The organism is Sphingobium sp. HWE2-09, from assembly GCF_035989265.1.
In the GTDB taxonomy this organism is placed as follows: Bacteria; Pseudomonadota; Alphaproteobacteria; order Sphingomonadales; family Sphingomonadaceae; genus Sphingobium.
In genome coordinates, this window is sequence record NZ_JAYKZX010000003.1 from 610,687 (window position 1) to 633,462 (window position 22,776).

Here is a 22,776-nt window from a genome sequence, read left to right on the forward strand (position 1 = left end):
GATGGGCCAGGATGATGCCGTCCTGATCGATCGCTTCCTGGAAATGATGGCGGCGGAACGCGGCGCGTCGCGCAATACGCTGTTGGCCTATCGCACCGATCTGAATGGCGCGGGCGATTTGCTGGGCGGGTTGGCCGGGGCCAGCCGAGACGGGCTGGGGACGCTGGCGACCGCCTGGGCGGCACTGGCGGCGTCGTCCGTGGCGCGCAAGGCGTCGGCATTGCGCGCCTTCTATGCGTTTCTGGAGGAAGAGGGGCTGCGCGCCGACAATCCCTCCGCCGCGTTGCCGCGGCCTGCGACGCGTCGGGCGCTGCCCAAGATATTATCGGTGGCGGAGGTCGATCGATTCTTTGCGACGATCGCCGAGCGGTTGGATGTGGAGCATCCCGCACCCGCCGACCTGCGGCTCGCAGCGCTGATCGAGTTGCTTTATGGGTCCGGGCTGCGGGCGACCGAATTGATGTCGCTGCCGCGCCGGGCGCTGGCGAGCGATCGGCCGTTCCTGATCCTGAAGGGCAAGGGCGCGCGCGAGCGGCTGGTGCCGATTTCCGATCGGGCGCGGGCGGCGGTCGCCGCCTGGCTGCCGCATGTCCCAGGCGACAGTCCTTGGCTGTTCCCTTCGGGCAAGAGCCATTTGAGCCGCATCCGCCTCTATCAACTGGTCAAGGCGCTGGCGGCGGCCAGCGGCATTGCGCCGGAGCGGGTCAGTCCGCATGTGCTGCGCCACGCCTTTGCCACCCATTTGCTGGAGGGCGGGGCGGATTTGCGCGCGTTGCAGATGATGCTGGGCCATGCCGATATCGGCACGACGCAGATTTACACCCATGTCGACAGCCGACGGCTGGTGGAACTGGTCAACAGCCGCCATCCGCTAGCGGGGATGCACCCCAAGATCACGACCAAGATCGCGCATCCCCGCGTTGACGGCGACGCGCCAGCGCCTTAACGCACGGGCCATGGTAAGCTTTCTGGAATTCGAAAAGCCGGTCGCGGAACTGGAAGCGCGCATCGTCGAACTGCGCGCCACCGCGAGCGTGGGGGACATCAATATCGATGGCGAGATCGCGACGCTGGAACAGCGCGCGGCCAAGCTGTTGTCCGACACCTATGGCAAGCTGACGCCCTGGCAGAAGACACAGGTGGCGCGGCATGCCGAACGCCCGCACTTCAAGGATTATGTCGCGGGCATGTTCGACAATTTCATGCCGCTGGCAGGCGACCGCGCCTTTGCCGACGATCAGGCGATCATCGGCGGCTTTGCGACGCTGGGCGAGCGCAAGGTCATGGTGATCGGCCATGAAAAGGGCGACGATACCGCCAGCCGGGTGCGCCATAATTTCGGCATGGCCAAGCCCGAAGGCTATCGCAAGGCGATCCGCCTGATGGAACTGGCCGACCGGTTCGGTCTGCCGGTCGTCAGCCTGGTCGATACGTCGGGCGCGTTCCCCGGCGTGCAGGCGGAGGAGCGTGGCCAGGCCGAAGCGATTGCGCGGTCGACCGAAGCCTGCCTGAAACTGGGCGTGCCGATGGTGGCCGCCGTGGTGGGCGAGGGTGGCTCCGGCGGGGCGATCGCGCTGGCGGCGGCTAATCGCGTGCTGATGTTCGAACATGCGGTCTATTCGGTGATTTCGCCCGAAGGCTGCGCGTCGATCCTGTGGCGCACTGCCGACAAGGCGAGCGACGCGGCGACCGCGATGCAGGTGACGGCGCAGCATCTCAAAGCATTGGGCGTGATCGACCGAATCGTGCCGGAGCCTGTGGGCGGCGCGCATCGCGATCCGGTAACGGCGATCGCCAATCTGGGCGCGGCGATCGAGGCGGAACTGGATTCGCTGGATGGTCTGGGCGCCGATGCGTTGCGGACGGACCGGGCGGACAAGTTTCTGGCTATCGGGGCTTAAGCGCAGCGATAGGTCAGTGCCGGACGCATATTGCGTGACCTGAACTGGGCTCCGGCCTGCGCCGGGGTACAGGAAGTGCGGTAAAGCACTGGCTTTTTCCGGGAACGGCTCGTCCTTTTCCTCGTTACGTAGAGGTAACGGTGAGGGTGGAGAGACGATGAACTGGAAGATGAAGCTGGGCTGCGCCGGGGCGGTGCTGGCGGTGACGGCCAGCGCGCCTGCGGTGATCGGGCAGCAGCGGGCGATCCGCACCGTGTCTTCGATCAGCGCGCAGGACAAGGCGAGCGGCGCCAAGCAGCACCCCGAATTGCTCAAGGAATTTGGCGGTGCCTATGTGGGGCCGCAGGCGAAATATGTCGAAGGCGTGGGTCGCCGCATCGCCGTGCAGTCCGGCCTGTCCAATGCGCAGGGCGATTTTACCGTGACGCTGCTCAATTCGCCAGTGAACAACGCCTTCGCGATCCCCGGTGGCTATGTCTATGTGACGCGGCAGTTGATGGCGCTGATGAACGACGAGGCCGAACTGGCGGGCGTGCTGGGCCATGAAGTCGGCCATGTCGCGGCCCAGCATGGACAGCGGCGACAAAAGGCGGCGACGCGCAATGCGGTGGGCGGCGCGCTGCTGGGCGCATTGGCCGGGGCGTTGCTGGGTGATTCGGGGCTGGCGGGTCTGGTCCAGAAGGGGATCGGCACGGGCAGCCAGTTATTGACGCTGAAATTTTCGCGCAGCCAGGAATATGAGGCCGACGACCTTGGCATCCGCTATCTGGCAAGCGGCGGTTATGATCCGCGCGCGCTGTCGGACATGCTGGCGTCGCTGGCCGCGCAGAGCAATCTGGACGCACGGGTGGCGGGCAGTGCGCGGTCGATGCCCGAATGGGCGAGCACCCATCCTGACCCCGGCGCACGGGTGCAGCGAGCCGCGAGCGGCGCGGCGGCGACTCGGGCCACCAGCACGGTGCGCAATCGCGATGCGTTCCTAAATGCGCTGGACGGCGTACTTTATGGCGACGATCCCAAACAGGGGGTGATCGACGGCAGTCGCTTCCGCCACCCCGACCTCCGGCTGAGTTTCACCGCGCCCAACGGGTTCGGCATGGAAAATGGCGCGGATGCGGTGTCGATCACTGGATCGGGCGGGCAGGCGCAGTTCGGCGCGGCGCCCTATTCCGGCAATATTGCAGCCTATATCGACAGCGTCTTTGCCAAGCTGGGCAACGGGCAGGGTGGCGTACCGGCGGGCGAGGTCAACCGGACGACGATCAACGGCCTGCCAGCCGCTTACCGCACCGTGCGGGCGAGCAGCCAATCGACCCAGGTCGATGCGACCGTCTTCGCTTATGATTTTGGCGGCGGGAAGGCCTATCACTTCCTGCTGCTGACCCCGGCGGGGCAGGGGCTGGGGCCGTTTACCGGGATGGTGCAATCCGTCCAGCGGCTCAGCGCGCAGGATGCCGCCGCGATCAAGCCGCGCCGCGTGGATGTGATCGCTGTCAAAGCAGGCGATACCGTGCAATCGCTCGCCAAGCGGATGGCTTATAGCGATTTGCAGTTGGAGCGGTTCCTGACGATCAATGCGCTGAGTGCGAACGCGACATTGAAGCCGGGCCAGCGGGTGAAGATCGTCACCTGGTGATGGGCGCACACGAAAAAGGCGGCGGACCGATGTCCGCCGCCTCTTCATTTCGACAATCGTCTGGGCTTACTTCAGGTTGCCCGAAACGTTGTTGAAGGTGCCGCCGAGCTTGGTGCCCAGGCTGGTCATCGCGGCGATCGCAGCGACGGCGATCAGAGCGGCGATGAGGCCGTATTCGATCGCGGTTGCACCCTTGTTGTTCTTCAGCATGTTACGGACGAACTTCATGTGACGTCTCCTTAAAAAGATTTCTGCGTTCAACTACCCGGCCGCCCCGAATGTGTATTTGTGGTCAGCAAGCATCGAATTAGACACACTCGGTTGAAAAACTCTTAATGCGATATCGCGGCTGTCAAATATTGATGGTTAATGCTTGGTGACTTCGGTTGCGACGTTGTTCCACATGCCGGTGGTCTTGGTGGCGACGTTGTTCAGCGCCGCGACCATGGCGAGCACGATCACCGCGATGATCAGCCCATATTCGACCGCCGTCGCGCCGCGCTCGCATCGCATCAGCCCCCATCGGGCAAGCATTTCGACAAGCGCGCGCATAGAAATCCCCGTTTCGCTACAGACAGTCCCCGACAGACGTGTAAAGGAAGCACGGTTAACAAAGCCCTCCCGACTGGACCGATATGCCGTCTTTTTCTCCCCTGCTGGTAGTCGCCGTAGCGTTGATCGACGCCGACGGCCGCGTGCTGTTGCAACAGCGTCCGCCCGGCAAGGCGATGGCGGGATTGTGGGAATTTCCCGGCGGGAAGGTGGAGCCGGGCGAGACGCCCGAAGCGGCGCTGGTGCGCGAGTTGGAAGAAGAATTGGGGATCGAGACGCACAGCAGTTGCCTGGCGCCCGCGACCTTCGCCAGCGAGGCGCTGGGCGACCGGCATTTGCTGTTGCTGCTTTATGTCTGTCGCAAGTGGACGGGGGTGCCGGAGGCGCGCCATGCGACGGCGCTTACCTGGCTGAAGCCCGCGCAAATGTATGCGCTCGACATGCCACCGGCGGACCTGCCGCTGATCGGGCTGCTGGACGCGCTGCTGTAGCGGCCTTGGGGGTTTAGAATGTACCCCGGCGCAGGCCGGGGGCTACGATTTCTGGCGCAGCGCGTGCGACCCTGGACCCCGGCCTGCGCCGGGGAACAGGCAAGGATCAGTCCTCTTTCGCTTTGCTCTGTAGCTGGACATAGTTCTGGATGCCCATGCGTTCGATCATTTCGAACTGGGTTTCCAGCGTGTCGACATGCTCTTCCTCGCTTTCGAGGATATATTGGAACAGGTCGCGGCTGACGAAGTCGCGAATCGATTCGCAATAGGCGATTGCGTCGCGCAGCACCGGCAGCGCTTCATATTCGAGTTCGAGGTCGGACTTGAGGATTTCCTCGACCGTCTCGCCGATCTTCAGGCGACCGAGCAGCTGGAAATTGGGCAGGCCATCAAGGAACAGGATGCGTTCGGCGACCTTGTCCGCATGTTTCATCTCATCGATGGATTCTTCATATTCGAACTTGGCCAGCTTTTCGATGCCCCAATGGTTGAGCATACGATAGTGGAGGAAATATTGGTTAATCGCGGTCAGCTCATTTTTGAGCACCTTGTTCAGATATTCGATGACCTTGGCGTCGCCCTTCATGGCGCTATACTCCGGATATTGGGGAATGCCGGACGTATATCGTTTCGGACGCGCGCTGTTAAGTCGAAAACCCTTGGAAATCAGGGATTTTTAGCCACGCTATTGCGTGATGATCGCGACTGCCGAATGCGGCTGCTTCGCAATGCCGCTGAGCGCCGCTTAGGCCGACGCGCGTTCCGCGGCGATGATGGTGCGGGCGAAGGGTACGCACTGGCCGCATTTGGGGCGGCGGCCATATTGGGCATAGGCGCTGCACGGGGTGTCGGCGCCGTTGCGCGCCGCTTCCCGCAGGTCTTTTTCACGAATGGCATTACAGATGCAGACGACCATCGAAGACACTCTCCTGATTGGAGAGAGATAGCGTGTCTGATAATGGGTCGCAATAGTAATCAAACGCTTTTGCGAATCTTTTGCGGTCGGCCGTTGATGAGGCTGCGCCACAGCCATTCTGCCGGACCCAGCGCGAATCGGGCGGCATAGGGTTCCGACCAGACCAGCATCGCCGCCCAGCCGCCCAGCACGAACAGCGGCAGCAGGGCGGGCGGGACATGGGCGAACAGGCCAAGACCCCAGCCGTAGAAGAGCGCGGTCATGATGAGGCTGGTCGCCAGATAGTTGCTGAGCGCCAGTCGCCCCGTCGCTGCGAGCCGATCGACCAGCCAATGGCTGCGGTGGCGGGCGAGCAGCCAGAGGATGAGCGCAGCCCAGCCGACCGTCAGCGGAATGCGGAAGGGCAGCGACCAGGCGAGCGCGACGCCATAGGCAGGCAGCGCCGCAAAGCCGCTGATCGCTACCCACAACGCCATGGCGCCCATGGGCGGCACGCCGATCAGGAAGCAATGGCGCGCGGTGCGGCGATATTGCTCCGCATCCCAGCGGCCGGTGAGGAAGCCGCCCTTGAGCATCGCCATGCCCAGCAGCATGAAGCCCATGGTTTCGAAGGCGGTAAACAGGAAGCCCCAGAGCCAGTCGCCCGGCATCCCAGCCAGCTTATGCTGGACGATCGCGCCGAAGCTGCCGCGATAGGTGGCGATTTCCGCCTGGGTCGTGGGGCTGGCGGGATCGGCCAGAGCGGCGATGAAGGTGGCATAGCTTTCGCGCACAGGCAGGCCCGCGCCGGGCGCCATGGCGGCGTGATGCCAGAGGTAGAGGCTGACGATGAAGGCGGCGACGAGCAGGAACTGGGCGAGGAAGAAGAGCAGGGCGCGCTTGACCAGGGCGAAGGGTTCGAGGCCCACGAACAGCAGCGCGAACAGGCTGACCAGCGCATAGACGCGCAGGATGTCGCCCCACCAGAGCAGGAAGAAATGGGCGCAGCCGATGACGAACAGCCAGCCCGCGCGGACCATCTGCGCGCGGCGGCCATCGCGCCCGGCCATTTCCTCCCGGTCGATCAGCAGCAGCATCGACGCGCCGAATAGCAGGGCGAACAGGCCGCGCATCTTGCCGTCCACGAAGATCAGGCTGATCGCCCAGGCGGCGATGTCCGCGGCCGAGGACGGCCCCGCCACCGCCGGGTTGAAATAGGCGTTTTGCGGCAGGGCGAAGGCGGTGATGTTCATCCACAATATCCCCAGCACCGCGCAGCCGCGCAGCACGTCCATTGCCCAGATACGGGGGGCGGGGTTGCGGGCGGAGGCGGTCATGGTGGATGGTCCTGCAAAGGGGCTGGTCATGGAGCGACGGCTCTGTCATCCGCCTAGCCATGATTGATGGCTCCATGCAATGGCGCAAGCAACGGATAAGGGACGCCTTTGGCGCGGCGGCGGCACATTATGACCGCCATGCCGGGCCGCAGCGGCTGGCGGCAGGGCTGGTCGCGGATTTGGCCCAGCGGCAGAAGCCGGACGGCGTGGGGCGGATATTGGAGATCGGTTGCGGCACCGGGTTTCTGACGCGGGATATCCAGGCGCGCTGGCCGGGGGCGGAACTGGTGGCGACCGATATCGCGCCCGGCATGCTGGAACAGGCGGCGTCCAACGGCCGGGTAGCGGGGCGGTTCATGATGATGGACGGGGAAGCGCCATCGTTTGAGGGGCCGTGGTTCGACCTGATCCTGTCCAGCCTGGCGTTTCAGTGGTTCGATGATCTGGCCGCGGCGATCGCGCGGTTGGTAGCTTTGCTGCGGCCGGGGGGAGCCTGATCTTTTCGACCATGGGGCAGGGCAGTTTCGCCCGTTGGCGCGCGGCGCATGCGGCGTGCGGGCTGGAGGCGGGGGTGCCGGATTATCCGTCGATCGATGCGCTGCGGGCGATGCTGGCGGGTCATGCAGACAGCTTCGTGTTTGATGAGGATTATGCGCTGGGTTGTGGCGGGGCGCGGGGGTTGATCGCGCATTTGAAGGGCATCGGCGCGGTGGTGCCGAGCGAGGGGCACAAGCCGCTCAGTCCGGGCGATCTGCGGCGGGTGATGGCGGCGTTCGATGCGGATGGCGGGGACGATGGCTATCAGGTCTTGTTTGGGCGGGTGACCCGGGCGGATTAGGGCTTAACTTCGCACATTTCCCGCTGATTTCGACATATTATTGCTTGCGTTTGATCCTATTGGAAAGTTAAGGCGCCAATATAGCGTCGGTTCGGTTTGTAGGACAGCGGGGCCATGGTTGCGTGGCTGGCCTTCGCCTGCCAATCCTGTCTCATGCCTATGATGCCTCTTTCTATCCGCCTTGCGCAGCCTGCCGATGTGGTCGCGCTGTCCGCGCTCAAGCTGGCGGCTTTCCGCGAGACGTTTCTCGACGGGTTCGCCATTCCCTATCCGCCCGCCGACCTCGCGCTGTTCGAGGCGGATAGTTATGGCGTGGCGACGGTCGCGCGGGAACTGGCCGACCCGTCGCACGCGACCTGGGTGGCGGAAGGAGCGGACGGGCGGTTGCTGGCCTATGCGCATGTCGGGCCGTGCAAATTGCCGCATCCCGACGCTGCGGCGGAGCATGGGGAATTATATCAGCTTTATGCGCTTAATGCCGGGCAGGGGCAGGGCGTGGGGCGGGCGTTGATGGATGTGGCGCTGGATTGGCTGGCGGCGAACAGACCGGGGCCGGTGTGGCTGGGCGTATGGTCCGGCAATGATCGCGCGCAGGCGGTTTATGCCAGGCGCGGGTTCGTGAAGGTTGGTGGGTATGGTTTCCCGGTCGGGGCTTGGACGGACCGGGAGTATATTTTTCGGCGGGGGTAGGGGGCGATGGTTTGACGCTGCTGCCGCTTATGCCTTGTCACTATGCTGTTCCCCGGCGCAGGCCGGGGTCCAGTTCAGAGCGTGGGACTGGACCCCGGCGTTCGCCGGGGAACAGTGCGCTATAGGCAGGCGCTATCACTCTGAGCCGTTTGTTTGGCGCGGTACGCTCTATAGTTCACTGTCCATCAGCGCCGGGAAGAAGCCTTCATGGGCGGCGCGCAGGGTGTCGAGGGTTACGCCTGCAACGCTGTCGCCGCCGACGGTGCCGATCTTCACCGCGCCGGGGATGTCGACGCCCGCAGCAGCGGTGACGATATAGCGGCCCTGGTCTTCGCCGAAGGCCGAGGCGGTGGTAAGCGCGATGTCGAGGGTCGCGCCGATCTTGCCCGCCAGCGCCATTTCCGCGATCGTGACGATCAGGCCGCCGTCGCTGATGTCGTGGACGGCATTGGCCGTGCCTGCCAGGACGAGCGTGCGGACGGTGTCTGCGTTGGCGCGTTCGGCGGTCAGGTCGACCTTGGGCGCGTCACCCGCTTCGCGGCCCGCAATTTCGCGCAGCCATATGGTCTGGCCGAGGTGCGCGCCTTCGCCACCGATCAGCCAGATGGCGTCGCCTGCCGCCTTGAACGCGACGGTCGCCATGACGTCCACGTCGGCGAGCAGGCCGATGCCGCCGATCGCCGGGGTCGGCAGGATCGCCGAGCCGCCGCCGGTGGCTTTCGATTCGTTATAGAGCGAGACGTTGCCGCTCACGATCGGGAAATCCAACGCGCGGCAGGCGTCGCCCATGCCCTCCAGGCAGCCGGTCAACTGCGCCATGATTTCGGGGCGCTGCGGGTTGGCGAAGTTCAGGCAGTTGGTGACGGCCAGCGGCGTCGCGCCGACGGCGGAGAGGTTGCGATAGCATTCTGCGATCGCCTGCTTGCCGCCTTCATAGGGGTCGGCATAGCAATAGCGCGGGGTGCAATCCGTGCTGATCGCGATGCCCTTTTGGCTGCCATGGACGCGCACGACCGCGGCGTCGCCGCCGGGGCGCTGGACCGTGTCGGCGCCGACCATATGGTCATATTGTTCCCAGATCCAGCGGCGGCTGGCGATGTCGGGGCTGCCCATGAGCGTGACGAGGTCCGCGCCGATGTCGGCGCTTTGCGCGATGGCGCCCAGCGGCTCGACCTTCGACCAGATCTTGTATTCGTCCTTGGGCATGGCGGGACGGTCGTAGAGCGGCGCGTCGTCGGCCAGCGGGGCAAGCGGGATGTCGCACACCGTTTCGCCCTTGTGGATCAGCACCATGCGGCCGGTGTCGGTGACATGGCCGATGACCGCGAAGTCGAGTTCCCACTTCTGGAAAATGGCCTCGGCGAAATCCTCGCGGCCCGGCTTCAACACCATCAACATGCGCTCCTGCGATTCGGAGAGCATCATTTCATAGGTGGTCATGCCGGTTTCGCGCTGCGGCACGTCGTCCATGTTGAGCTGGATGCCGACGCCACCCTTCGACGCCATTTCGACGCTGGAGGAGGTAAGGCCCGCCGCGCCCATATCCTGGATCGCAACGATCGCATCGGACGCCATGAGTTCCAGGCAGGCTTCGATCAGCAGCTTTTCGGTGAAAGGGTCGCCGACCTGCACGGTGGGGCGCTTGGCGTCGGCGTCGTCACCAAAGTCCGCGCTCGCCATCGTCGCGCCATGGATGCCGTCCCGGCCGGTCTTCGATCCCACATAGACGATCGGGTTGCCGATGCCGGACGCTGCCGAATAGAAAATCTTGTCGGTGTCGGCGACGCCCACGGTCATCGCGTTGACCAAGATATTGCCGTCATAGGCGGGGTGGAAATTCACCTCGCCACCCACGGTCGGCACGCCCACGCAATTGCCGTAGCCGCCGATGCCGTGCACGACGCCCGCGATCAGATGCTTCATCTTGGGATGATCGGGGCGACCGAAGCGCAGCGCGTTCATGTTCGCTACCGGGCGCGCGCCCATGGTGAAGACGTCGCGCAGGATGCCGCCGACGCCCGTCGCCGCACCCTGATAGGGTTCGATATAGGACGGGTGGTTGTGGCTCTCCATCTTGAAGATCGCGGCCTGCCCGTCGCCGATGTCGACCACGCCGGCATTTTCGCCGGGGCCGCAAATGACCTGCGGGCCGGTGGTGGGCAGCTTCATCAGATGGATCTTGGAGGATTTATACGAGCAATGCTCCGACCACATGACCGAGAATATGCCGAGTTCGGTGAGGTTCGGCTCGCGGCCGATCGCCTTCAATACGCGGTCATATTCTTCCGGGCTGAGGCCATGTTCGGCGACGACTTCCGGGGTGATTTGGGGCGCGGTGCTGGACATGTGCGCGCCTTTAGCGGGGGCGGGGGCGCAGGGCAATGGTGGGTGTGCGGGAGGCGGGCGGACTATTTATCCTCCCCAGCTTTTTCTGGGGAGGGGACCGCGGTACGCGGTGGAGGGGAAAATGCGCAACGTCGCGCCATTCCCCTCCACCACGCTTCGCGCGGTCCCCCTCCCCACGCCTTCGGCGCAGGGAGGATTTTATGGTCGGCACATGACCCGATGGGAACGTCAACAGTCTTTTGTCCGGTGTTGCTTTCACTTCACCCCTGCAAAGAGATTTCGTTAACCTTTTCCCGGAACATTTCGTCTTGCGGGGTGGCGATTCGGCGTAGAGCGAATGCCGCAGAGAGGTGCAGGATGAAGGGGAGCGATTTCTTCTATTTTTCCAGCCGCTGCCGAAAGCAGCGCCTGATGGCGCAGGCGTCCACATCGAAGCGAGCGCGGGACGTGCATCGCCAGTTGGCCAATGCCTATGCCGACCGGGCGACGCTGGCGATGCTCAACAGCGAATGAGCGCCGTCGAGGTGGCAAGAAAAAGGCCGGACCTTTAGGGGAGGTCCGGCCTGGTCATGAAAAAATGGGCTGTCCGGATCAGACGTGGCAGGCCTTGGCGTCCTTGCCCGGCACGGTGATGGTCACCTCGTTGCCCGAACCCTTGATTTCATAGCCGCCGTCGGCGGTGAAGGGCTGACCGGCTTCGGCGGCCTTCAGGGTCGTGGCTGCGCCGCCCTTTTCGGTGCGCAGCAGGGCGGTCTTGTCGTCGCTCATATAGTCGACGAAGAACAGGCTGTTGTCCTTGCAGCGGAACTGCTTGTTGGCCTTGACCGACGGCGGCAGCTCGACCGGCGCGGCGTTGGCGAGTTGCGCTGCCATCGGGTCGGCCGGGCCGCCCACGACTTCGGGTTCGTCATTCTTGTTACAGGCCGACAGCAAAGCCACGCTGGCGACGGCGATCAGGGGGAGGTAATGTTTCATAGCGATCCTTTTATGTGCATGTGCAACATGGTGCGTCAACGCAAATTCACCCGTTTCCCGCCATCCCCCTGAATTGCCGTCATGACGGCGCGATGACGCAGGCGGGAAAGATCATGGACCGCGAAAGGAAAATAGGGGCTGAACGAGCCGAGGCCAGCGGCATGGTGGTGGTTCGCCTTAAATGGCGGACGCGGGCTTGACCGGGGCCGTGGCGGCCGCCAATGCAAGGGCATGGCTGAGGATATCACCCCCCCGATCCTGCGACCCTCTCCTTCGAGGATGCGTTGCGGGCGCTCGAAACCATCGTCCGTCGGCTGGAAAGCGGCGATGTGCCGCTGGACGAGTCGATTTCGCTTTATTCGCAGGGCGAGGAATTGCGCAAGCGCTGCACCGAGCGGTTGCAGGCGGCCGAGGCGCGGATCGCCAAGCTGACGGTCGACGCCAATGGGGCGGTGACGGGCGCCCAACCCTTCGGCGCGGACTGACCCGCGTGACGGGGGCAGGGGGCGGTGCCGCGACGGCGCTGGTGACCGAGCGTGCGGCCATGATCGCCCAGGATATCGACATGGCGTTCGACCGGCTGCTGGCGGTGCCCGACGATGCGCGCGCGCGGCTTTATGACGCGATGCGGCACGCGGCAATCGGCGGCGGCAAGCGGCTGCGCCCGTTGCTGGTGCAGGCGGCGTGCGACCTGTTCAACATTTCCCGCGACTCGGCGCTGCGCGTCGGCCTGGCGATCGAATGCATCCATGTCTATTCGCTGATCCACGACGATCTGCCCGCGATGGACGATGACGACATGCGCCGCGGCAAGCCGACCGTGCACAAGGCGTTTGACGAGGCGACGGCGATCCTGGCGGGCGATTGCCTGCACGATCTGGCGTTCGAGATATTGGCGGACGAAGAAACCCATCCCGATCCGTTCGTGCGGATCGACCTGGTCCGGGCGCTGGCCGCTGCCAGTGGCCCGGCGGGCATGGCGGGCGGACAGATGATGGATTTGGAGGCGGAGCGCACGCGCTTCGACCTGGCGACGGTTACGCGGCTCCAGAACCTCAAGACCGGCGCGCTCATCGCCTTTTGCGTGGAGGCGGCCGCGATCATGGCGCGCCTGCCGCACGATGCGCGGACCGGGCTGCACGGCTATGCGCGCGACATCGGGCTGGCCTTCCAGATTGCCGACGACCTGCTGGACGTGGAGGGCGACGCGGCGCTGGCGGGCAAGGCGCTGGGCAAGGATGCGGCGGCGGGCAAGGAGACGTTCGTGTCGCTGCTGGGCGTGGAGCGGGCGCGGGAGCAGGCGCATATGCTGGTCGATCAGGCCAAGGCGCATCTGCATGGCGCGGGCGAAGAGGCCAACCTGCTGCGCGCGATTGCCGACTATATCGTGGAGAGGGATCGCTAGACCATGAGCACACAGCGTATCGGCGTCTATCCGGGCACGTTCGACCCCATCACGCTGGGGCATATGGACATCATCCGTCGCGGCGCGAAACTGGTCGACAAGCTGGTCATCGGCGTCACCACCAACATCGCCAAGTCGCCGATGTTTTCCGACGAGGAACGGTTGGCGATGGTCCGCCGCGAATGCGCGGACATCGATACGGAGATCGTCGTCACCGGCTTCAATTCGCTGCTGATGGACTTTGCCGAGTCGCAAAATGCCAGCATGATCATCCGGGGGCTGCGCGCGGTCGCGGACTTCGAATATGAATATCAGATGGCGGGCATGAACCAGCAGATCAACGGGCGGATCGAGACGGTCTTCCTGATGGCGGACGTATCGTTGCAGCCGATCGCGTCGCGCCTGGTCAAGGAAATCGCGCTTTATGGCGGGCCGATCCACAAATTCGTCAGCCCGGCGGTGCGAGACGAAGTGGCGGCGCGGGTGGAAAAGATCGGCCGCAAGGGCGGGATTTAAGCGCGCTCAGCCTGCGTTCAGTTGCCAATCGCGATCAGCGCGCTATCAGGGCGGCTAGTCCCGTCGGTCTAAGATATCTAAGGAACTCCTCCCCCATGCGTTTCACTTGCGCGCTCAAGACCGTGGCGATCGGCTTCGCCCTTACCGCGTCCGGCCTGGCCTATGCCCAGGGCGGCGGCGGTGGCGGCGGTGAGGATATGAAAAAAGCGGAGGCCGCGGCGCGGGCGCAGGACAATGCCAAGTCGCTGGGCACCGACCTGACGCCCAAGCTGCCGCCTGCGACCATCCCGGCCGATCCGCAGAATATCTGGGATCTGGACCTGTCGAGCGGCGGTCGCGTGCGTATTCAGCTGCGCCCGGACATTGCGCCCGTCCATGTCGAGCGGATCAAGGAACTGACGCGCCAGGGCTTTTATAACGGCCTGAAATTCCATCGCGTCATTCCCGGCTTCATGGCGCAGGGCGGCGATCCCAAGGGCGACGGCACCGGCGGTTCGACCATGCCCGACCTGAAGGCCGAGTTTAATCCGATGCCGCATCTGCGCGGCACCGTGTCGATGGCGCGCGCCCAAAGCGAGGACAGCGCCAATAGCCAGTTCTTCATCGTCCTGCTGCCGCGCATGCAGCTCGACAAGAAATATACCGTCTTCGGCCGGGTGATCGAGGGCATCCAATATGTCGACGCCATCCACCAGGGCGAGCCGCCGGCCGACCCGACCGTGATCCTGCAGGCGTCGATCGAAAGCGATGGCAAGCCGCCGGTGACCGTCGCGCCGACGCCGCCCGCGCCGCCGGTGTCGATCGCCAACCCGCCTGCGCCGAAGAAGCCGGTCGCGAAGAAGTCCGGCGCGGTTGCAAAGCCGATGCCGGTCAAGCCCGCGCCGAAGAAATAAGCCGGGTCGTTTCGGCCGTTCGAAGTCTGCCCCTATGATGATTAGAGAGCATCGTTTTCCCGCGCAGGCGGGAACCCAGTTCAGACGGTGGGACTGGATTCCCGCCTGCGCGGGAATACCCGTCTCCTGGGGACAGGGCGTATGATGCCATGCGCGTAGATTTGTTCGATTTCGACCTGCCGCCGGAGAATATCGCGCTCCGTCCGGCGTCGCCGCGTGACAGTGCGCGAATGCTGCTGGTGCCAGGCGATGGCGAGATGCAGGATCGCATCGTGCGCGACCTGCCGTCGCTGCTGCGCGCGGGCGATGTGCTGGTGTTCAACGATACCAAGGTCATTCCTGCGCAACTGGAAGGGATGCGCGGGGAGGCGCGGATCGGCGCGACGCTGCACAAGCGGCAGGGGTTGCGGCAGTGGCAGGCGTTTCTGCGCAACGCCAAGCGGGTGCGGGCAGGGGACCGGATCGATTTCGGCGCGGGCGTGACGGCGATCGCCGGGCCGCGCGATGACGATGGCGGCGTGACGCTGGATTTCGAAGGCGACGAGCCGGTGGAAGTGCTGCTGGAACGGGCGGGGCGGATGCCCCTGCCGCCCTATATCGCCAGCAAGCGCCCTACCGACGAGCGCGACCGCAGCGATTATCAGACGATGTTCGCGCGGGAGGATGGCGCGGTCGCCGCGCCCACCGCCGCGCTGCACTTCACGCCGGACCTGATGGCCGCCATCGCCGATGCGGGCGTGCGGACGGAAACGCTGACGCTGCATGTGGGCGCGGGGACGTTTCTGCCGGTCAAGGCCGACGATACCGACGACCACCGGATGCATGCGGAATGGGGGCGGATCGACGCAGAAACGGCGGATCGGCTGAACGCTGCGCGCGCGGCGGGTGGTCGCCTGATCGCGGTGGGCACGACATCCCTGCGCCTATTGGAAAGCGCGGCGGGGGAGGATGGGATCATCCGCCCCTTCGCTGATGAGACACGCATCTTCATCACACCGGGATATAAGTTTCGGGCGGTCGATGGGCTGATGACCAATTTCCACCTGCCTAAATCGACGCTGTTCATGCTGGTCAGTGCGTTGATGGGGACGGAGCGGATGCAGGCTGTCTATGCCCATGCGATCGCAACGGGTTACCGCTTCTACAGCTATGGCGACAGTTCGCTCCTGCTTCCGCCCCGCGCAGTTTAGCGGCGCACGCCCTTGCGGACGAGGCTGACCAAGCCGTAGCCCAGTGCCGCCAGCGTGCCGAGCTTGGCGACGGTCTTGACCGCGCCCGAGGCCGCATAGCCCAGAACCGCGCCCTTGACGCCGCTGTCGCCGTCCTTGCGATCGATCGCTGCGCCGATGACCGTGCCTACGATATTCTTCATGCCAATCTCCTATGTTGCGGATGCGAAGCGAGCGATCGGCGGGAAAGTTCCGGGTGGCTTACACGCCATCGCGGGCCGTTCATTTGGTTCGCAACTGAAACCTTTGGCGTTCCAAGCGTTGATTCATTTGGATAATCGAGGAAATGACCATGGAGATTGGTTTCGGAACGGCCCGCCCGTCCTTTGCAAAGGGCTATAGCCCGCTATATCACGCGGAAGGCGACAACCGCTGCCCGTCCTGCACGCGCCAGCAATGGATCGTCGGGCGCATGGTTGCCGAATGCGCCTTTTGCGGCACGGCCTTGCCGCTGGAGCAGTTCAGCACCTATAGCGCCAGCCCGCGCTTCGCCTGCCATGGGCCAAGCGGGGCGGAACTGCCCGAGGCGTTGCGCCCGGTCGCTTGATCCTGACATCATCACCGACATGAAAAAGGCCCGGCATCACACCGGGCCTTTTCCGTCATGGGCGGCTATCAGCGATAATTGGCGCCGCCATAGCTGCTACTGACGGAGCTTTCGCTGCTGCTGCTATTCTGGTCGCGGCCGCGATCGTTGAACAGGGCGTTCTGTTCGCGCTCGGTGCGCCACGCGTCCTGTGCCTGCTGCGCGGTCTTTTCCAGCGTCACCTTGGTTGCGTCCACCGACTTGATCCAGCTTGAGGGGATCGAGTGGTGGACGCCGCCAGCGTCAGCGTCATTCTTGGTCAGGATGATGCGGTCGCCGCGCAGCTTGTCGACGGTGCCGACATGCTCACCATCGCTGCCGACCACTTCATGATGCTCGCGGACCTGGCCGATCGCTTGGCGTTGTTCGCCGCGGCGGGTGCGCCATGTGCCAAATTCGCTGTTGAAGCGGTCGCGATGTTCGCGCTGATATTCGGCATAGTCGCGGTCAAGTTCGTTGAGCCGCTCCTGACGCCAGGCCTGATAATTGCTGTCGTGATGCGCGCCATAATCCTGGCGTGGGCCGAAGTTGCGTGGCTCGCCATGATCTTCGCTGCCATAGCCGCTGCGTTCACCGGTATAAGGCGTAAAACCGCTATTGGGGACATAGTCCCGGCGCGCCGCCGACGCATAGCCCAGGCGGCTCGACTGGTCGCGCGGATCGCCATAGGGGCGGTTATAATATTCGTCATATTCGCGGCGGCGTTCGGCCTCTTCGTCGCCGAACCAGCTGCGCACTTCGTCGCCCGCGCGGTCCAGGAAGCCACGGTCTTCGGGATCGTAGCCGCGTGGGGTGCGGCCATAATCGGACCGGCCATATTGGCTGCGCGATCCATAGCGATCGGCGCGGTCGTCGCGTCCATAATCGCTCGATCCGCGATAGCGATCGCCGCCGCGATCCCAGTTGCTGCCATATCGATCTTCGCCACCATAGCGGCGTCCGCCTTGGTAACCCATCGTCCTTCTCCTTGCTTGTGGGCGACGCCTTCACGGCGTCCACGGGGCATCAATGAGCGGGCAGGGGCAACGTTCCGGGCGTTACGCAGGAGTAATATCCCGCCTGTCGGGCGTCTTGTCGCGCCACCATATTGGCGCTTTGTGTGTGGGCTGATCCAGATCATGAAGGTGGATCGCTTTTTGCGCAAAAGACTGTTGCAAGGGGGGAATCGCTATCCTATAGGCAGCGCTCCTTCGGGGGCCTTAGCTCAGCTGGGAGAGCGCGTCGTTCGCAATGACGAGGTCAGCGGTTCGATCCCGCTAGGCTCCACCAACCCTTCCCCGGGTTGAACCGCAAGGACTTTACCGCCAGCGCCAGGAGCGCGTAGGGCGGTTCCCATGACAGATGATAGAGCAGATACGGGTCGCCCGGCCGCGACGCTGGTGATCGTGCGCGACCGGCGCGACGGGCCGCCGGAATTGCTGATGGTGGAGCGCGCATCGACCATGGCCTTTGCGGCGGGCGCGCTGGTGTTTCCCGGCGGCGCGGTGGATACGGGCGATCATGCGCTGGCGGCGCGGATCGACCATGGGCTGGAGCCGGACGATGCCGCCGGGCGGATCGCCGCCATTCGCGAGACGATCGAGGAAAGCGGGCTGGGCGTGGGCCTGACCGGGGATGTGGATGCGGCGGCGGTGCTGCGGCTGCGCGATGGCTTGCACGACGGACGGACGCTGGGGGAGATGCTGGATCGGCTGGGGCTGGGCATCGCGATGGATGTGCTGACGCCCTTCGCCCGTTGGCATCCCGCGCCGTTCGACCAGGCGCGGCGGATATTCGACACGCGCTTCTATCTCGCCCGCGCGCCCGACGGGCAGATGGCGAGCGTCGACACGACCGAGAATGTGCGACTGTTCTGGAGCAGCGCCGCCGATACGCTGGCGCAGGCCGATGCGGGGACGGCGCGGATCATCTATCCGACGCGGCGCAATCTGGAACGGCTGGCGCTCTATGGCAGCCATGCCGACCTGGTCGCCCATGCGCGCGCCTATCCGGTGAAAAAGGTGCAGCCATGGCAGGAGGAGCGGGACGGGGAGGTGCATTTATGCATTCCCGATCATCTGGGTTATCCGATCACGTCGGAACCGATGCGGCGGGTCCGGCGTGTTTAGGGGATGCGCACCCTTCATGTGACCATCCGCCGCCTCGTCCTGCTGGGCGGTGTTCTGATCTTGCTGCTGTTGGCCTATGGTTATGCGCGGCAGCGGCCGCAGGACATGCCGTGGACGGATCTGGATCTGGCGCAGCCGGTGGGAATGTTCACCGGGCGCAAGCTGGCGGCGCTGACCGGGGATGCGGCCCAATGCAAGGCGCTGCTCGACCGGGCGGGCGTGTCCTATGTCGCGATGCAGCCGGGCGGGGCGGACCAGTGCCGCTATGCCGATGCGGTGCGGTTGCGCGCGGACAAGGACGCCATCGCCTTGACGCCCGCCGCCGTCGCGCCGTCCTGCCCGGTGGTCGCTGCGTTCAAGCTATGGGAATGGCAGGTGGTGCAGCCTGCGGCGCAGCGCATCTATGGGACGTCGGTGCGCAGCATACGCCATTTCGGCAGCTATAGCTGTCGGCGCATGTACGGGCGCGGGCAGGGCGATTTTAGCGAACATGCGACCGCCGACGCGATCGACATCGCCGCCTTCGTATTGAAGGACGGGCGGCAGGTGAGCGTGCTCAAAGACTGGAAGGGCGAGGGCAAGGACGCGGCGTTTTTGCGAGAGGTGCGGGACGGGGCGTGCGGGCTGTTTTCGACCGTGTTGTCGCCGGACTATAATGCCGCGCATCGCGATCATTTTCATCTGGATCAGGCGGAGCGGGGGGCGATGGGCGGACGGGCGTGTCGGTGATCTGAAATCCTCCCTGTCGCGCAGCGATGGGGAGGTGGCTGGCCGCAGGCCGGACGGAGGGGAAGGCGCGAGGTTGCGCATTGCCCCTCCACCACGCTGCGCGCGGTCCCCCTCCCCAAGACGGGCTTGGGGAGGATTTTACTGCCCGAAGCGGGCTTCCCGCGCCAGCGTCACTGCTTCGCGCGCGGCTGCCAGTAGCGCGCCGCTCTTGGCTTCGCATTCGCGCTGTTCATATTCGGCGGTCGAATTGGCGACGATGCCAGCACCTGCCTGCACATGCATGACGCCGTCCTTCAGCACGGCGGTGCGCAGGACGATGCAGCTGTCCATATTGCCGTCCGGGCCGAAATAGCCGACGCCGCCGGCATAGGCGCCGCGGGTTTCGGGTTCCAGTTCGGCGATGATCTCGCAGGCGCGGACCTTTGGCGCGCCGGAGACGGTGCCTGCCGGGAAGCCCGCGAACAAGGCGTCGATCGCGTCCTTGTCGGGCGACAGGCGGCCGACGACGTTGGATACGATATGCATGACGTGGCTGTAAAATTCGACGGTGTAGCTGTCGGTGACGGTCACGCTGCCCGCGCTCGCCACGCGGCCGACATCGTTCCGGCCGAGGTCCAGCAGCATCAGATGCTCGGCTCGTTCCTTGGGATCGGCGAGCAGGCTTTCGCGATTCGCGGCGTCCTCCACGGCGTTCTTGCCGCGCGGGCGGGTGCCCGCGATCGGGCGGATCGTGACTTCGCCGTCGCGCGCGCGGACCAGGATTTCGGGGCTGGAGCCGATGAGCGCGAAGCCGGGCAGGTCGAGATAATAGAGGAAGGGCGAGGGGTTGATCCGCCGCAGCGCGCGATAGAGAGCGATCGGCGGCAGGGTGAAGGGGCTGGTGAAACGCTGCGCCAGCACGACCTGGAAGATGTCGCCCGCGACGATATAGTCCTTTGCCCGGTCGACCATCTGCGCATAGCGGCCTGGTTCCAGCACGGGCGTGACGGTGACGTCGGCGATCTCCGCCGGGGCGGAGAGCGCGGGCAGGGGCGCGGCGAGGCGCGCGGCGGTCGCGTCGATCCGCTCCAGCGCCGATTCGATCGCCGCATCGGCATCGGTGAAGCTGCCCTTCCACACCGGCGCGACCAGATAGAGCGCGTCGGCGAGGCGATCGAACACCAGGATGACGGTCGGCCGCACGAACAGCATGTCGGGCACGCCGATCGGATTGGGGGCGGGGCGGGGCAGTTTTTCGACCAGCCCGACCGTTTCATAGCCGAAATAACCGACCAAGCAGGCGAGTGCGGCGGGCAGGGCCGGGTCCATATGTGCGCGGCATTCGGCGACCAAGGCGCGCAGCGCGTCGAGCGCGCCTGCGTCCTGGGCCAGGAAGGCGTCGCGATCGGTGGCCCATTGGCGGTTGATTTCGGCCTTCTCGCCATTGGCGCGAAAGACGAGATCGGGGGCCAAGCCGATCAGGCTGTGGCGGCCACGCACCGCGCCGCCCTCTACCGATTCCAGCAGATAATCGCCGCGGTCGGGTTCGAACAATTTCAATGCAGCGGAGATCGGCGTGTCGGTGTCGGCGATCTGCCGCCGCCACACCAGCGCGGATTCGCCCCGCGCGAGCGCCGCGCGCGCCGTCGCCACGCCGTCTGCCGTACCCCCGCCTGCCGTCATCTTACTGTTCGCCGCTGTTGGTGGCGGCCAGCGCGCTGCGCACCTGCGCCACGGCCTTGCCATTGCGGGTGACGCCCATTTCCTTTTCGATCGCACGTTCGAACTGCTGACCATATTCCTGGCCGACCACTTCGCCCAGCTGGGTGCGGACCTGGTTCAACAGGTCGGGCTGGCCCTTGGCGTCGCCGCGCTCGATCTTGTTCAATTGCACGACGAAATAGCCGCGATCTTGGCCGATCGGCAGCGTCTTGACCGTGTTTGCCGCCATCGAGAAGAGGATGGCGACTTCGGCCGGGGGACGCTTTTCACCGCGCATGATGTCGGCGCGGCGGCCGCCCAGCATCTGCGGCGCGGGCAGCTTGACGCCCGCCTTGGCGATAGCGTCGGACAGTTTTTCGCCCTTGGCGACCTGGGCCTGGATCTTGTCGGCCAGCGCCTTGGCCTTCAGATTGCCTTCGTTCAGCTTATATTGCGCCAGTACCAACTGCTTGATTTCGGCCAGCGGCGGGGGCGCGGCGGCGACGATATCGCCCGGCGCGGCCAGCGCGTAGCGCTTGTCGGGCGCGATCGGGATCAACTGCGCATCGTCGTCCGCGCTCATCGCGAAGACGGGGGCGAGCAGCGGCTGGATATCGGCCGGGGCGACATAGGCCTGGTCCTTCACCTGCTTGCCGGTCGAGACGACGAGCGGGCTGGTTTCCAGCTTCAGGCCGTTATCCTTCACCACTTCATCGAAGCTGTCGCCATTGCCGATCGCATCCTCGATCTTGCCGGTGAAGTCCGACAGCAACTGCTTTTCCTTCTGCACACGCAGCGCCGCGACGATCTCGGTCCGTGCCGCGTCGAGCGTGCGGGCGGGGGTTTCCTTGGTGCCCGACACACGCAGCAGCAGCCAGCCCAGCGAACCCCGCACCGGGCCGATCAGGTCGCCCTGCTTGCCCGAGAACACGGCGTCGGCCGCGACCTTGCCCGTCGTGGCGGCGAGCGCGTCGCGGCCTTGGTCGGCGAGGGTGGAGACGGCAAGGCCAGCGCCCTGCGCGGCGGCAGCGAGCGACTTGCCGCCCTTCACCTGATCGGCGATCGCCTTTGCGCCCGCCTGCGTCGGCAGCACCAGCTGTTCGACGGTGCGGCTCTGCTTGGCGGCATAGACGGCCTTGTTCTGATTATAATAGGCGCTGATTTCCGCGTCGGTCGGCTGCGCCGCCTGGGCGAAGCGCTCCGCGTCGATCACGGCGTAGCGGATGCGCCGCTGTTCGGGAATTGTGTAGCGGCTGGCGTTCTTCTTGTAGAAATCGGCCAGTTGCGCGTCGGTCGGGTTCTTTTCGTCCAGGAACACCACCGCCGGGATCGCCGCGACCGTGCCCTGCCGCGCTTCGAGCAGCAGCGAAGCATAGGGCAGCACAAGGCTATCGGTCAGCTTGACGCCCAAGCCCACTGGGTCGAGCAACTGACGCTGGAGGATTTCGCGGCTGATATCGTCGCGCAGCGCCTGTTCGGTCAGCCGTTCGCGCACCAGCAGGGCGCGGAAATTATCCTGGCTGAAATTACCCGCTGCGTCCTGGAAGGCGGGGATTTGCGCGATCTGGGCGTCGACCAGCCGCTTGGAGATATGCACGTCCTGCTGATCGGCAAAGGCTTTAAGCGTCAGCGACGCGACCAGCTGGTCGAACACCTGCGCCGCGCCGCCCTGTGCGAAGAAATCGCCGATCTGCATCCCGGGATTGGAGCGGCGCGCATTTTCGAACACGCGCTGGACCCGGTCCTGCAATTCGGTTTCGGTGAGCTTGTAGCCCTTCGCCTTAGCCGCGGTGCCGCCGCCGCCCAGCATCGATCCCGAACCGAACTTGCCGCTGGTGACGTCGCCCAGGATGAACGCGCCGGCGATCACCCCCAGGAACAGGATGGCGAAAAGCGCGCCGAATTTCGATCGGATGAAGCTGCGAAAGACAGAAAGCATGGGGGTTCCAGAACTGCAGGCGTTATGGCG

24 protein-coding genes, 1 tRNA gene and 2 pseudogenes are annotated in these 22,776 nt (G+C 65.0%); 16 read left to right on the top strand and 11 right to left on the bottom strand.

Annotated elements, in window-relative coordinates; all coding sequences use genetic code 11:
- Position 1 precedes the first annotated feature (1 nt).
- The 3 genes from U5A89_RS08420 (at position 2) to U5A89_RS08430 (ending at position 3,537) form a co-directional block, all read left to right on the top strand.
- A complete protein-coding gene (locus tag U5A89_RS08420) occupies positions 2 to 946 on the top strand; it encodes a tyrosine recombinase (protein ID WP_338162982.1) in 945 nt (314 codons plus the stop codon).
- 10 nt (positions 947 to 956) lie between these two features.
- The gene (locus U5A89_RS08425) at positions 957 to 1,901 is read left to right on the top strand and encodes an acetyl-CoA carboxylase carboxyltransferase subunit alpha (RefSeq protein ID WP_338160723.1); all 945 of its coding nucleotides are present in this window, start codon (positions 957 to 959) and stop codon (positions 1,899 to 1,901) included.
- A gap of 157 nt (positions 1,902 to 2,058) precedes the next feature.
- The gene (locus U5A89_RS08430; RefSeq protein ID WP_338160724.1) at positions 2,059 to 3,537 is read left to right on the top strand and encodes a M48 family metalloprotease; all 1,479 of its coding nucleotides are present in this window, start codon (positions 2,059 to 2,061) and stop codon (positions 3,535 to 3,537) included.
- Between the two features lie 66 nt (positions 3,538 to 3,603).
- Here the strand turns inward: U5A89_RS08430 and U5A89_RS08435 are convergent, their stop codons facing one another.
- Both U5A89_RS08435 and U5A89_RS08440 read right to left on the bottom strand, forming a co-directional pair.
- Positions 3,604 to 3,765, bottom strand: a complete 162-nt coding sequence (locus U5A89_RS08435; RefSeq protein WP_338160725.1) for a Flp family type IVb pilin — start codon at positions 3,763 to 3,765, stop codon at positions 3,604 to 3,606.
- A gap of 138 nt (positions 3,766 to 3,903) precedes the next feature.
- A complete protein-coding gene (locus tag U5A89_RS08440; RefSeq protein WP_338160726.1) occupies positions 3,904 to 4,089 on the bottom strand; it encodes a Flp family type IVb pilin in 186 nt (61 codons plus the stop codon).
- Positions 4,090 to 4,172: 83 nt separating this feature from the next.
- Here U5A89_RS08440 and U5A89_RS08445 point away from each other — a divergent pair, with 83 nt between their 5' ends.
- Positions 4,173 to 4,580, top strand: coding sequence for a (deoxy)nucleoside triphosphate pyrophosphohydrolase (locus U5A89_RS08445; protein ID WP_338160727.1), 408 nt, complete (start codon positions 4,173 to 4,175; stop codon positions 4,578 to 4,580).
- A gap of 106 nt (positions 4,581 to 4,686) precedes the next feature.
- Here the strand turns inward: U5A89_RS08445 and bfr are convergent, their stop codons facing one another.
- The 3 genes from bfr to U5A89_RS08460 form a co-directional block, all read right to left on the bottom strand.
- Positions 4,687 to 5,166 carry a bacterioferritin gene (bfr, locus tag U5A89_RS08450; RefSeq protein WP_338160728.1) on the bottom strand — a complete coding sequence of 160 codons (480 nt, stop codon included), beginning with the start codon at positions 5,164 to 5,166 and terminating at the stop codon, positions 4,687 to 4,689.
- Positions 5,167 to 5,325: 159 nt separating this feature from the next.
- Positions 5,326 to 5,496 (bottom strand): (2Fe-2S)-binding protein, encoded by a 171-nt coding sequence (locus U5A89_RS08455; protein ID WP_326292959.1) that lies wholly within the window; start codon positions 5,494 to 5,496, stop codon positions 5,326 to 5,328.
- A 59-nt stretch (positions 5,497 to 5,555) separates the two neighbouring features.
- On the bottom strand, positions 5,556 to 6,770 hold the full coding sequence (locus U5A89_RS08460) for a DUF418 domain-containing protein (RefSeq protein WP_445190693.1): 1,215 nt from the start codon (positions 6,768 to 6,770) through the stop codon (positions 5,556 to 5,558).
- Positions 6,771 to 6,871: 101 nt separating this feature from the next.
- Between U5A89_RS08460 and U5A89_RS08465 the strand changes: the two are divergent.
- Both U5A89_RS08465 and U5A89_RS08470 read left to right on the top strand, forming a co-directional pair.
- Positions 6,872 to 7,650: pseudogene (locus U5A89_RS08465) on the top strand (methyltransferase domain-containing protein).
- Between the two features lie 162 nt (positions 7,651 to 7,812).
- Positions 7,813 to 8,340: a GNAT family N-acetyltransferase gene (locus U5A89_RS08470; protein WP_338160730.1), complete on the top strand. Its 528-nt coding sequence runs from the start codon at positions 7,813 to 7,815 to the stop codon at positions 8,338 to 8,340.
- A 168-nt stretch (positions 8,341 to 8,508) separates the two neighbouring features.
- On the opposite strand, the gene purL is transcribed toward U5A89_RS08470, so the two are convergent.
- Positions 8,509 to 10,686, bottom strand: coding sequence for a phosphoribosylformylglycinamidine synthase subunit PurL (gene purL, locus U5A89_RS08475; protein WP_338160731.1), 2,178 nt, complete (start codon positions 10,684 to 10,686; stop codon positions 8,509 to 8,511).
- Positions 10,687 to 11,043: 357 nt separating this feature from the next.
- Here purL and U5A89_RS08480 point away from each other — a divergent pair, with 357 nt between their 5' ends.
- Positions 11,044 to 11,199 (top strand): hypothetical protein, encoded by a 156-nt coding sequence (locus U5A89_RS08480; RefSeq protein WP_338160732.1) that lies wholly within the window; start codon positions 11,044 to 11,046, stop codon positions 11,197 to 11,199.
- Between the two features lie 78 nt (positions 11,200 to 11,277).
- Here the strand turns inward: U5A89_RS08480 and U5A89_RS08485 are convergent, their stop codons facing one another.
- Positions 11,278 to 11,661: a hypothetical protein gene (locus tag U5A89_RS08485; protein ID WP_338160733.1), complete on the bottom strand. Its 384-nt coding sequence runs from the start codon at positions 11,659 to 11,661 to the stop codon at positions 11,278 to 11,280.
- Positions 11,662 to 11,915: 254 nt separating this feature from the next.
- Here U5A89_RS08485 and U5A89_RS08490 point away from each other — a divergent pair.
- The 5 genes and pseudogenes from U5A89_RS08490 to queA form a co-directional block, all read left to right on the top strand.
- A pseudogene (locus tag U5A89_RS08490) lies at positions 11,916 to 12,146 on the top strand (exodeoxyribonuclease VII small subunit); the annotation flags it as partial.
- Positions 12,147 to 12,205: 59 nt separating this feature from the next.
- Positions 12,206 to 13,066 carry a polyprenyl synthetase family protein gene (locus tag U5A89_RS08495; RefSeq protein ID WP_338162983.1) on the top strand — a complete coding sequence of 287 codons (861 nt, stop codon included), beginning with the start codon at positions 12,206 to 12,208 and terminating at the stop codon, positions 13,064 to 13,066.
- Between the two features lie 3 nt (positions 13,067 to 13,069).
- Entirely contained in the window at positions 13,070 to 13,582 is a 513-nt protein-coding gene (gene coaD / locus U5A89_RS08500) for a pantetheine-phosphate adenylyltransferase (RefSeq protein ID WP_338160735.1), read from the top strand.
- Between the two features lie 95 nt (positions 13,583 to 13,677).
- The gene (locus U5A89_RS08505) at positions 13,678 to 14,475 is read left to right on the top strand and encodes a peptidylprolyl isomerase (RefSeq protein ID WP_338160736.1); all 798 of its coding nucleotides are present in this window, start codon (positions 13,678 to 13,680) and stop codon (positions 14,473 to 14,475) included.
- A gap of 149 nt (positions 14,476 to 14,624) precedes the next feature.
- Complete coding sequence (queA, locus tag U5A89_RS08510) at positions 14,625 to 15,665, top strand: tRNA preQ1(34) S-adenosylmethionine ribosyltransferase-isomerase QueA (RefSeq protein ID WP_338160737.1); 1,041 nt, start codon at positions 14,625 to 14,627, stop codon at positions 15,663 to 15,665.
- Here queA and U5A89_RS08515 read toward each other — a convergent pair.
- On the bottom strand, positions 15,662 to 15,847 hold the full coding sequence (locus tag U5A89_RS08515; protein ID WP_338160738.1) for a hypothetical protein: 186 nt from the start codon (positions 15,845 to 15,847) through the stop codon (positions 15,662 to 15,664). The genes queA and U5A89_RS08515 overlap by 4 nt on opposite strands.
- 149 nt (positions 15,848 to 15,996) lie before the next feature.
- Between U5A89_RS08515 and U5A89_RS08520 the strand changes: the two genes are divergently transcribed.
- Positions 15,997 to 16,251: a hypothetical protein gene (locus U5A89_RS08520; protein WP_338160739.1), complete on the top strand. Its 255-nt coding sequence runs from the start codon at positions 15,997 to 15,999 to the stop codon at positions 16,249 to 16,251.
- A 68-nt stretch (positions 16,252 to 16,319) separates the two neighbouring features.
- Here U5A89_RS08520 and U5A89_RS08525 read toward each other — a convergent pair whose 3' ends face one another.
- Entirely contained in the window at positions 16,320 to 17,246 is a 927-nt protein-coding gene (locus tag U5A89_RS08525) for a DUF2171 domain-containing protein (RefSeq protein WP_338160740.1), read from the bottom strand.
- Between the two features lie 237 nt (positions 17,247 to 17,483).
- Here U5A89_RS08525 and U5A89_RS08530 point away from each other — a divergent pair.
- From U5A89_RS08530 to U5A89_RS08540, 3 genes are all read left to right on the top strand, one after another.
- Positions 17,484 to 17,559, top strand: a tRNA-Ala gene (locus tag U5A89_RS08530).
- 65 nt (positions 17,560 to 17,624) lie between these two features.
- Positions 17,625 to 18,398, top strand: coding sequence for an NUDIX hydrolase (locus tag U5A89_RS08535; RefSeq protein ID WP_338160741.1), 774 nt, complete (start codon positions 17,625 to 17,627; stop codon positions 18,396 to 18,398).
- 3 nt (positions 18,399 to 18,401) lie between these two features.
- The gene (locus U5A89_RS08540; protein WP_338160742.1) at positions 18,402 to 19,127 is read left to right on the top strand and encodes an extensin-like domain-containing protein; all 726 of its coding nucleotides are present in this window, start codon (positions 18,402 to 18,404) and stop codon (positions 19,125 to 19,127) included.
- A 138-nt stretch (positions 19,128 to 19,265) separates the two neighbouring features.
- Here U5A89_RS08540 and trpE read toward each other — a convergent pair whose 3' ends face one another.
- The gene (trpE, locus tag U5A89_RS08545) at positions 19,266 to 20,789 is read right to left on the bottom strand and encodes an anthranilate synthase component I (RefSeq protein WP_338160743.1); all 1,524 of its coding nucleotides are present in this window, start codon (positions 20,787 to 20,789) and stop codon (positions 19,266 to 19,268) included.
- Position 20,790: 1 nt separating this feature from the next.
- Positions 20,791 to 22,746, bottom strand: coding sequence for a peptidylprolyl isomerase (locus tag U5A89_RS08550; RefSeq protein ID WP_338160744.1), 1,956 nt, complete (start codon positions 22,744 to 22,746; stop codon positions 20,791 to 20,793).
- Between the last annotated feature and the right edge of the window lie 30 nt (positions 22,747 to 22,776).

Excerpts from the sequence above, each read along its gene's own strand:
- U5A89_RS08420 (WP_338162982.1), top strand. The coding sequence starts at position 2 with ATGGGCCAGGATGATGCCGTCCTGATCGATCGCTTCCTGGAAATGATG.
- U5A89_RS08425 (WP_338160723.1), top strand. The coding sequence starts at position 957 with ATGGTAAGCTTTCTGGAATTCGAAAAGCCGGTCGCGGAACTGGAAGCG.
- U5A89_RS08430 (WP_338160724.1), top strand. The coding sequence starts at position 2,059 with ATGAACTGGAAGATGAAGCTGGGCTGCGCCGGGGCGGTGCTGGCGGTG.
- U5A89_RS08435 (WP_338160725.1), bottom strand. The coding sequence starts at position 3,765 with ATGAAGTTCGTCCGTAACATGCTGAAGAACAACAAGGGTGCAACCGCG.
- U5A89_RS08440 (WP_338160726.1), bottom strand. The coding sequence starts at position 4,089 with ATGCGCGCGCTTGTCGAAATGCTTGCCCGATGGGGGCTGATGCGATGC.
- U5A89_RS08445 (WP_338160727.1), top strand. The coding sequence starts at position 4,173 with ATGCCGTCTTTTTCTCCCCTGCTGGTAGTCGCCGTAGCGTTGATCGAC.
- bfr (WP_338160728.1), bottom strand. The coding sequence starts at position 5,166 with ATGAAGGGCGACGCCAAGGTCATCGAATATCTGAACAAGGTGCTCAAA.
- U5A89_RS08455 (WP_326292959.1), bottom strand. The coding sequence starts at position 5,496 with ATGGTCGTCTGCATCTGTAATGCCATTCGTGAAAAAGACCTGCGGGAA.
- U5A89_RS08460 (WP_445190693.1), bottom strand. The coding sequence starts at position 6,770 with ATGGACGTGCTGCGCGGCTGCGCGGTGCTGGGGATATTGTGGATGAAC.
- U5A89_RS08470 (WP_338160730.1), top strand. The coding sequence starts at position 7,813 with ATGCCTCTTTCTATCCGCCTTGCGCAGCCTGCCGATGTGGTCGCGCTG.
- purL (WP_338160731.1), bottom strand. The coding sequence starts at position 10,686 with ATGTCCAGCACCGCGCCCCAAATCACCCCGGAAGTCGTCGCCGAACAT.
- U5A89_RS08480 (WP_338160732.1), top strand. The coding sequence starts at position 11,044 with ATGAAGGGGAGCGATTTCTTCTATTTTTCCAGCCGCTGCCGAAAGCAG.
- U5A89_RS08485 (WP_338160733.1), bottom strand. The coding sequence starts at position 11,661 with ATGAAACATTACCTCCCCCTGATCGCCGTCGCCAGCGTGGCTTTGCTG.
- U5A89_RS08495 (WP_338162983.1), top strand. The coding sequence starts at position 12,206 with ATGATCGCCCAGGATATCGACATGGCGTTCGACCGGCTGCTGGCGGTG.
- coaD (WP_338160735.1), top strand. The coding sequence starts at position 13,070 with ATGAGCACACAGCGTATCGGCGTCTATCCGGGCACGTTCGACCCCATC.
- U5A89_RS08505 (WP_338160736.1), top strand. The coding sequence starts at position 13,678 with ATGCGTTTCACTTGCGCGCTCAAGACCGTGGCGATCGGCTTCGCCCTT.
- queA (WP_338160737.1), top strand. The coding sequence starts at position 14,625 with ATGCGCGTAGATTTGTTCGATTTCGACCTGCCGCCGGAGAATATCGCG.
- U5A89_RS08515 (WP_338160738.1), bottom strand. The coding sequence starts at position 15,847 with ATGAAGAATATCGTAGGCACGGTCATCGGCGCAGCGATCGATCGCAAG.
- U5A89_RS08520 (WP_338160739.1), top strand. The coding sequence starts at position 15,997 with ATGGAGATTGGTTTCGGAACGGCCCGCCCGTCCTTTGCAAAGGGCTAT.
- U5A89_RS08525 (WP_338160740.1), bottom strand. The coding sequence starts at position 17,246 with ATGGGTTACCAAGGCGGACGCCGCTATGGTGGCGAAGATCGATATGGC.
- U5A89_RS08535 (WP_338160741.1), top strand. The coding sequence starts at position 17,625 with ATGACAGATGATAGAGCAGATACGGGTCGCCCGGCCGCGACGCTGGTG.
- U5A89_RS08540 (WP_338160742.1), top strand. The coding sequence starts at position 18,402 with ATGCGCACCCTTCATGTGACCATCCGCCGCCTCGTCCTGCTGGGCGGT.
- trpE (WP_338160743.1), bottom strand. The coding sequence starts at position 20,789 with ATGACGGCAGGCGGGGGTACGGCAGACGGCGTGGCGACGGCGCGCGCG.
- U5A89_RS08550 (WP_338160744.1), bottom strand. The coding sequence starts at position 22,746 with ATGCTTTCTGTCTTTCGCAGCTTCATCCGATCGAAATTCGGCGCGCTT.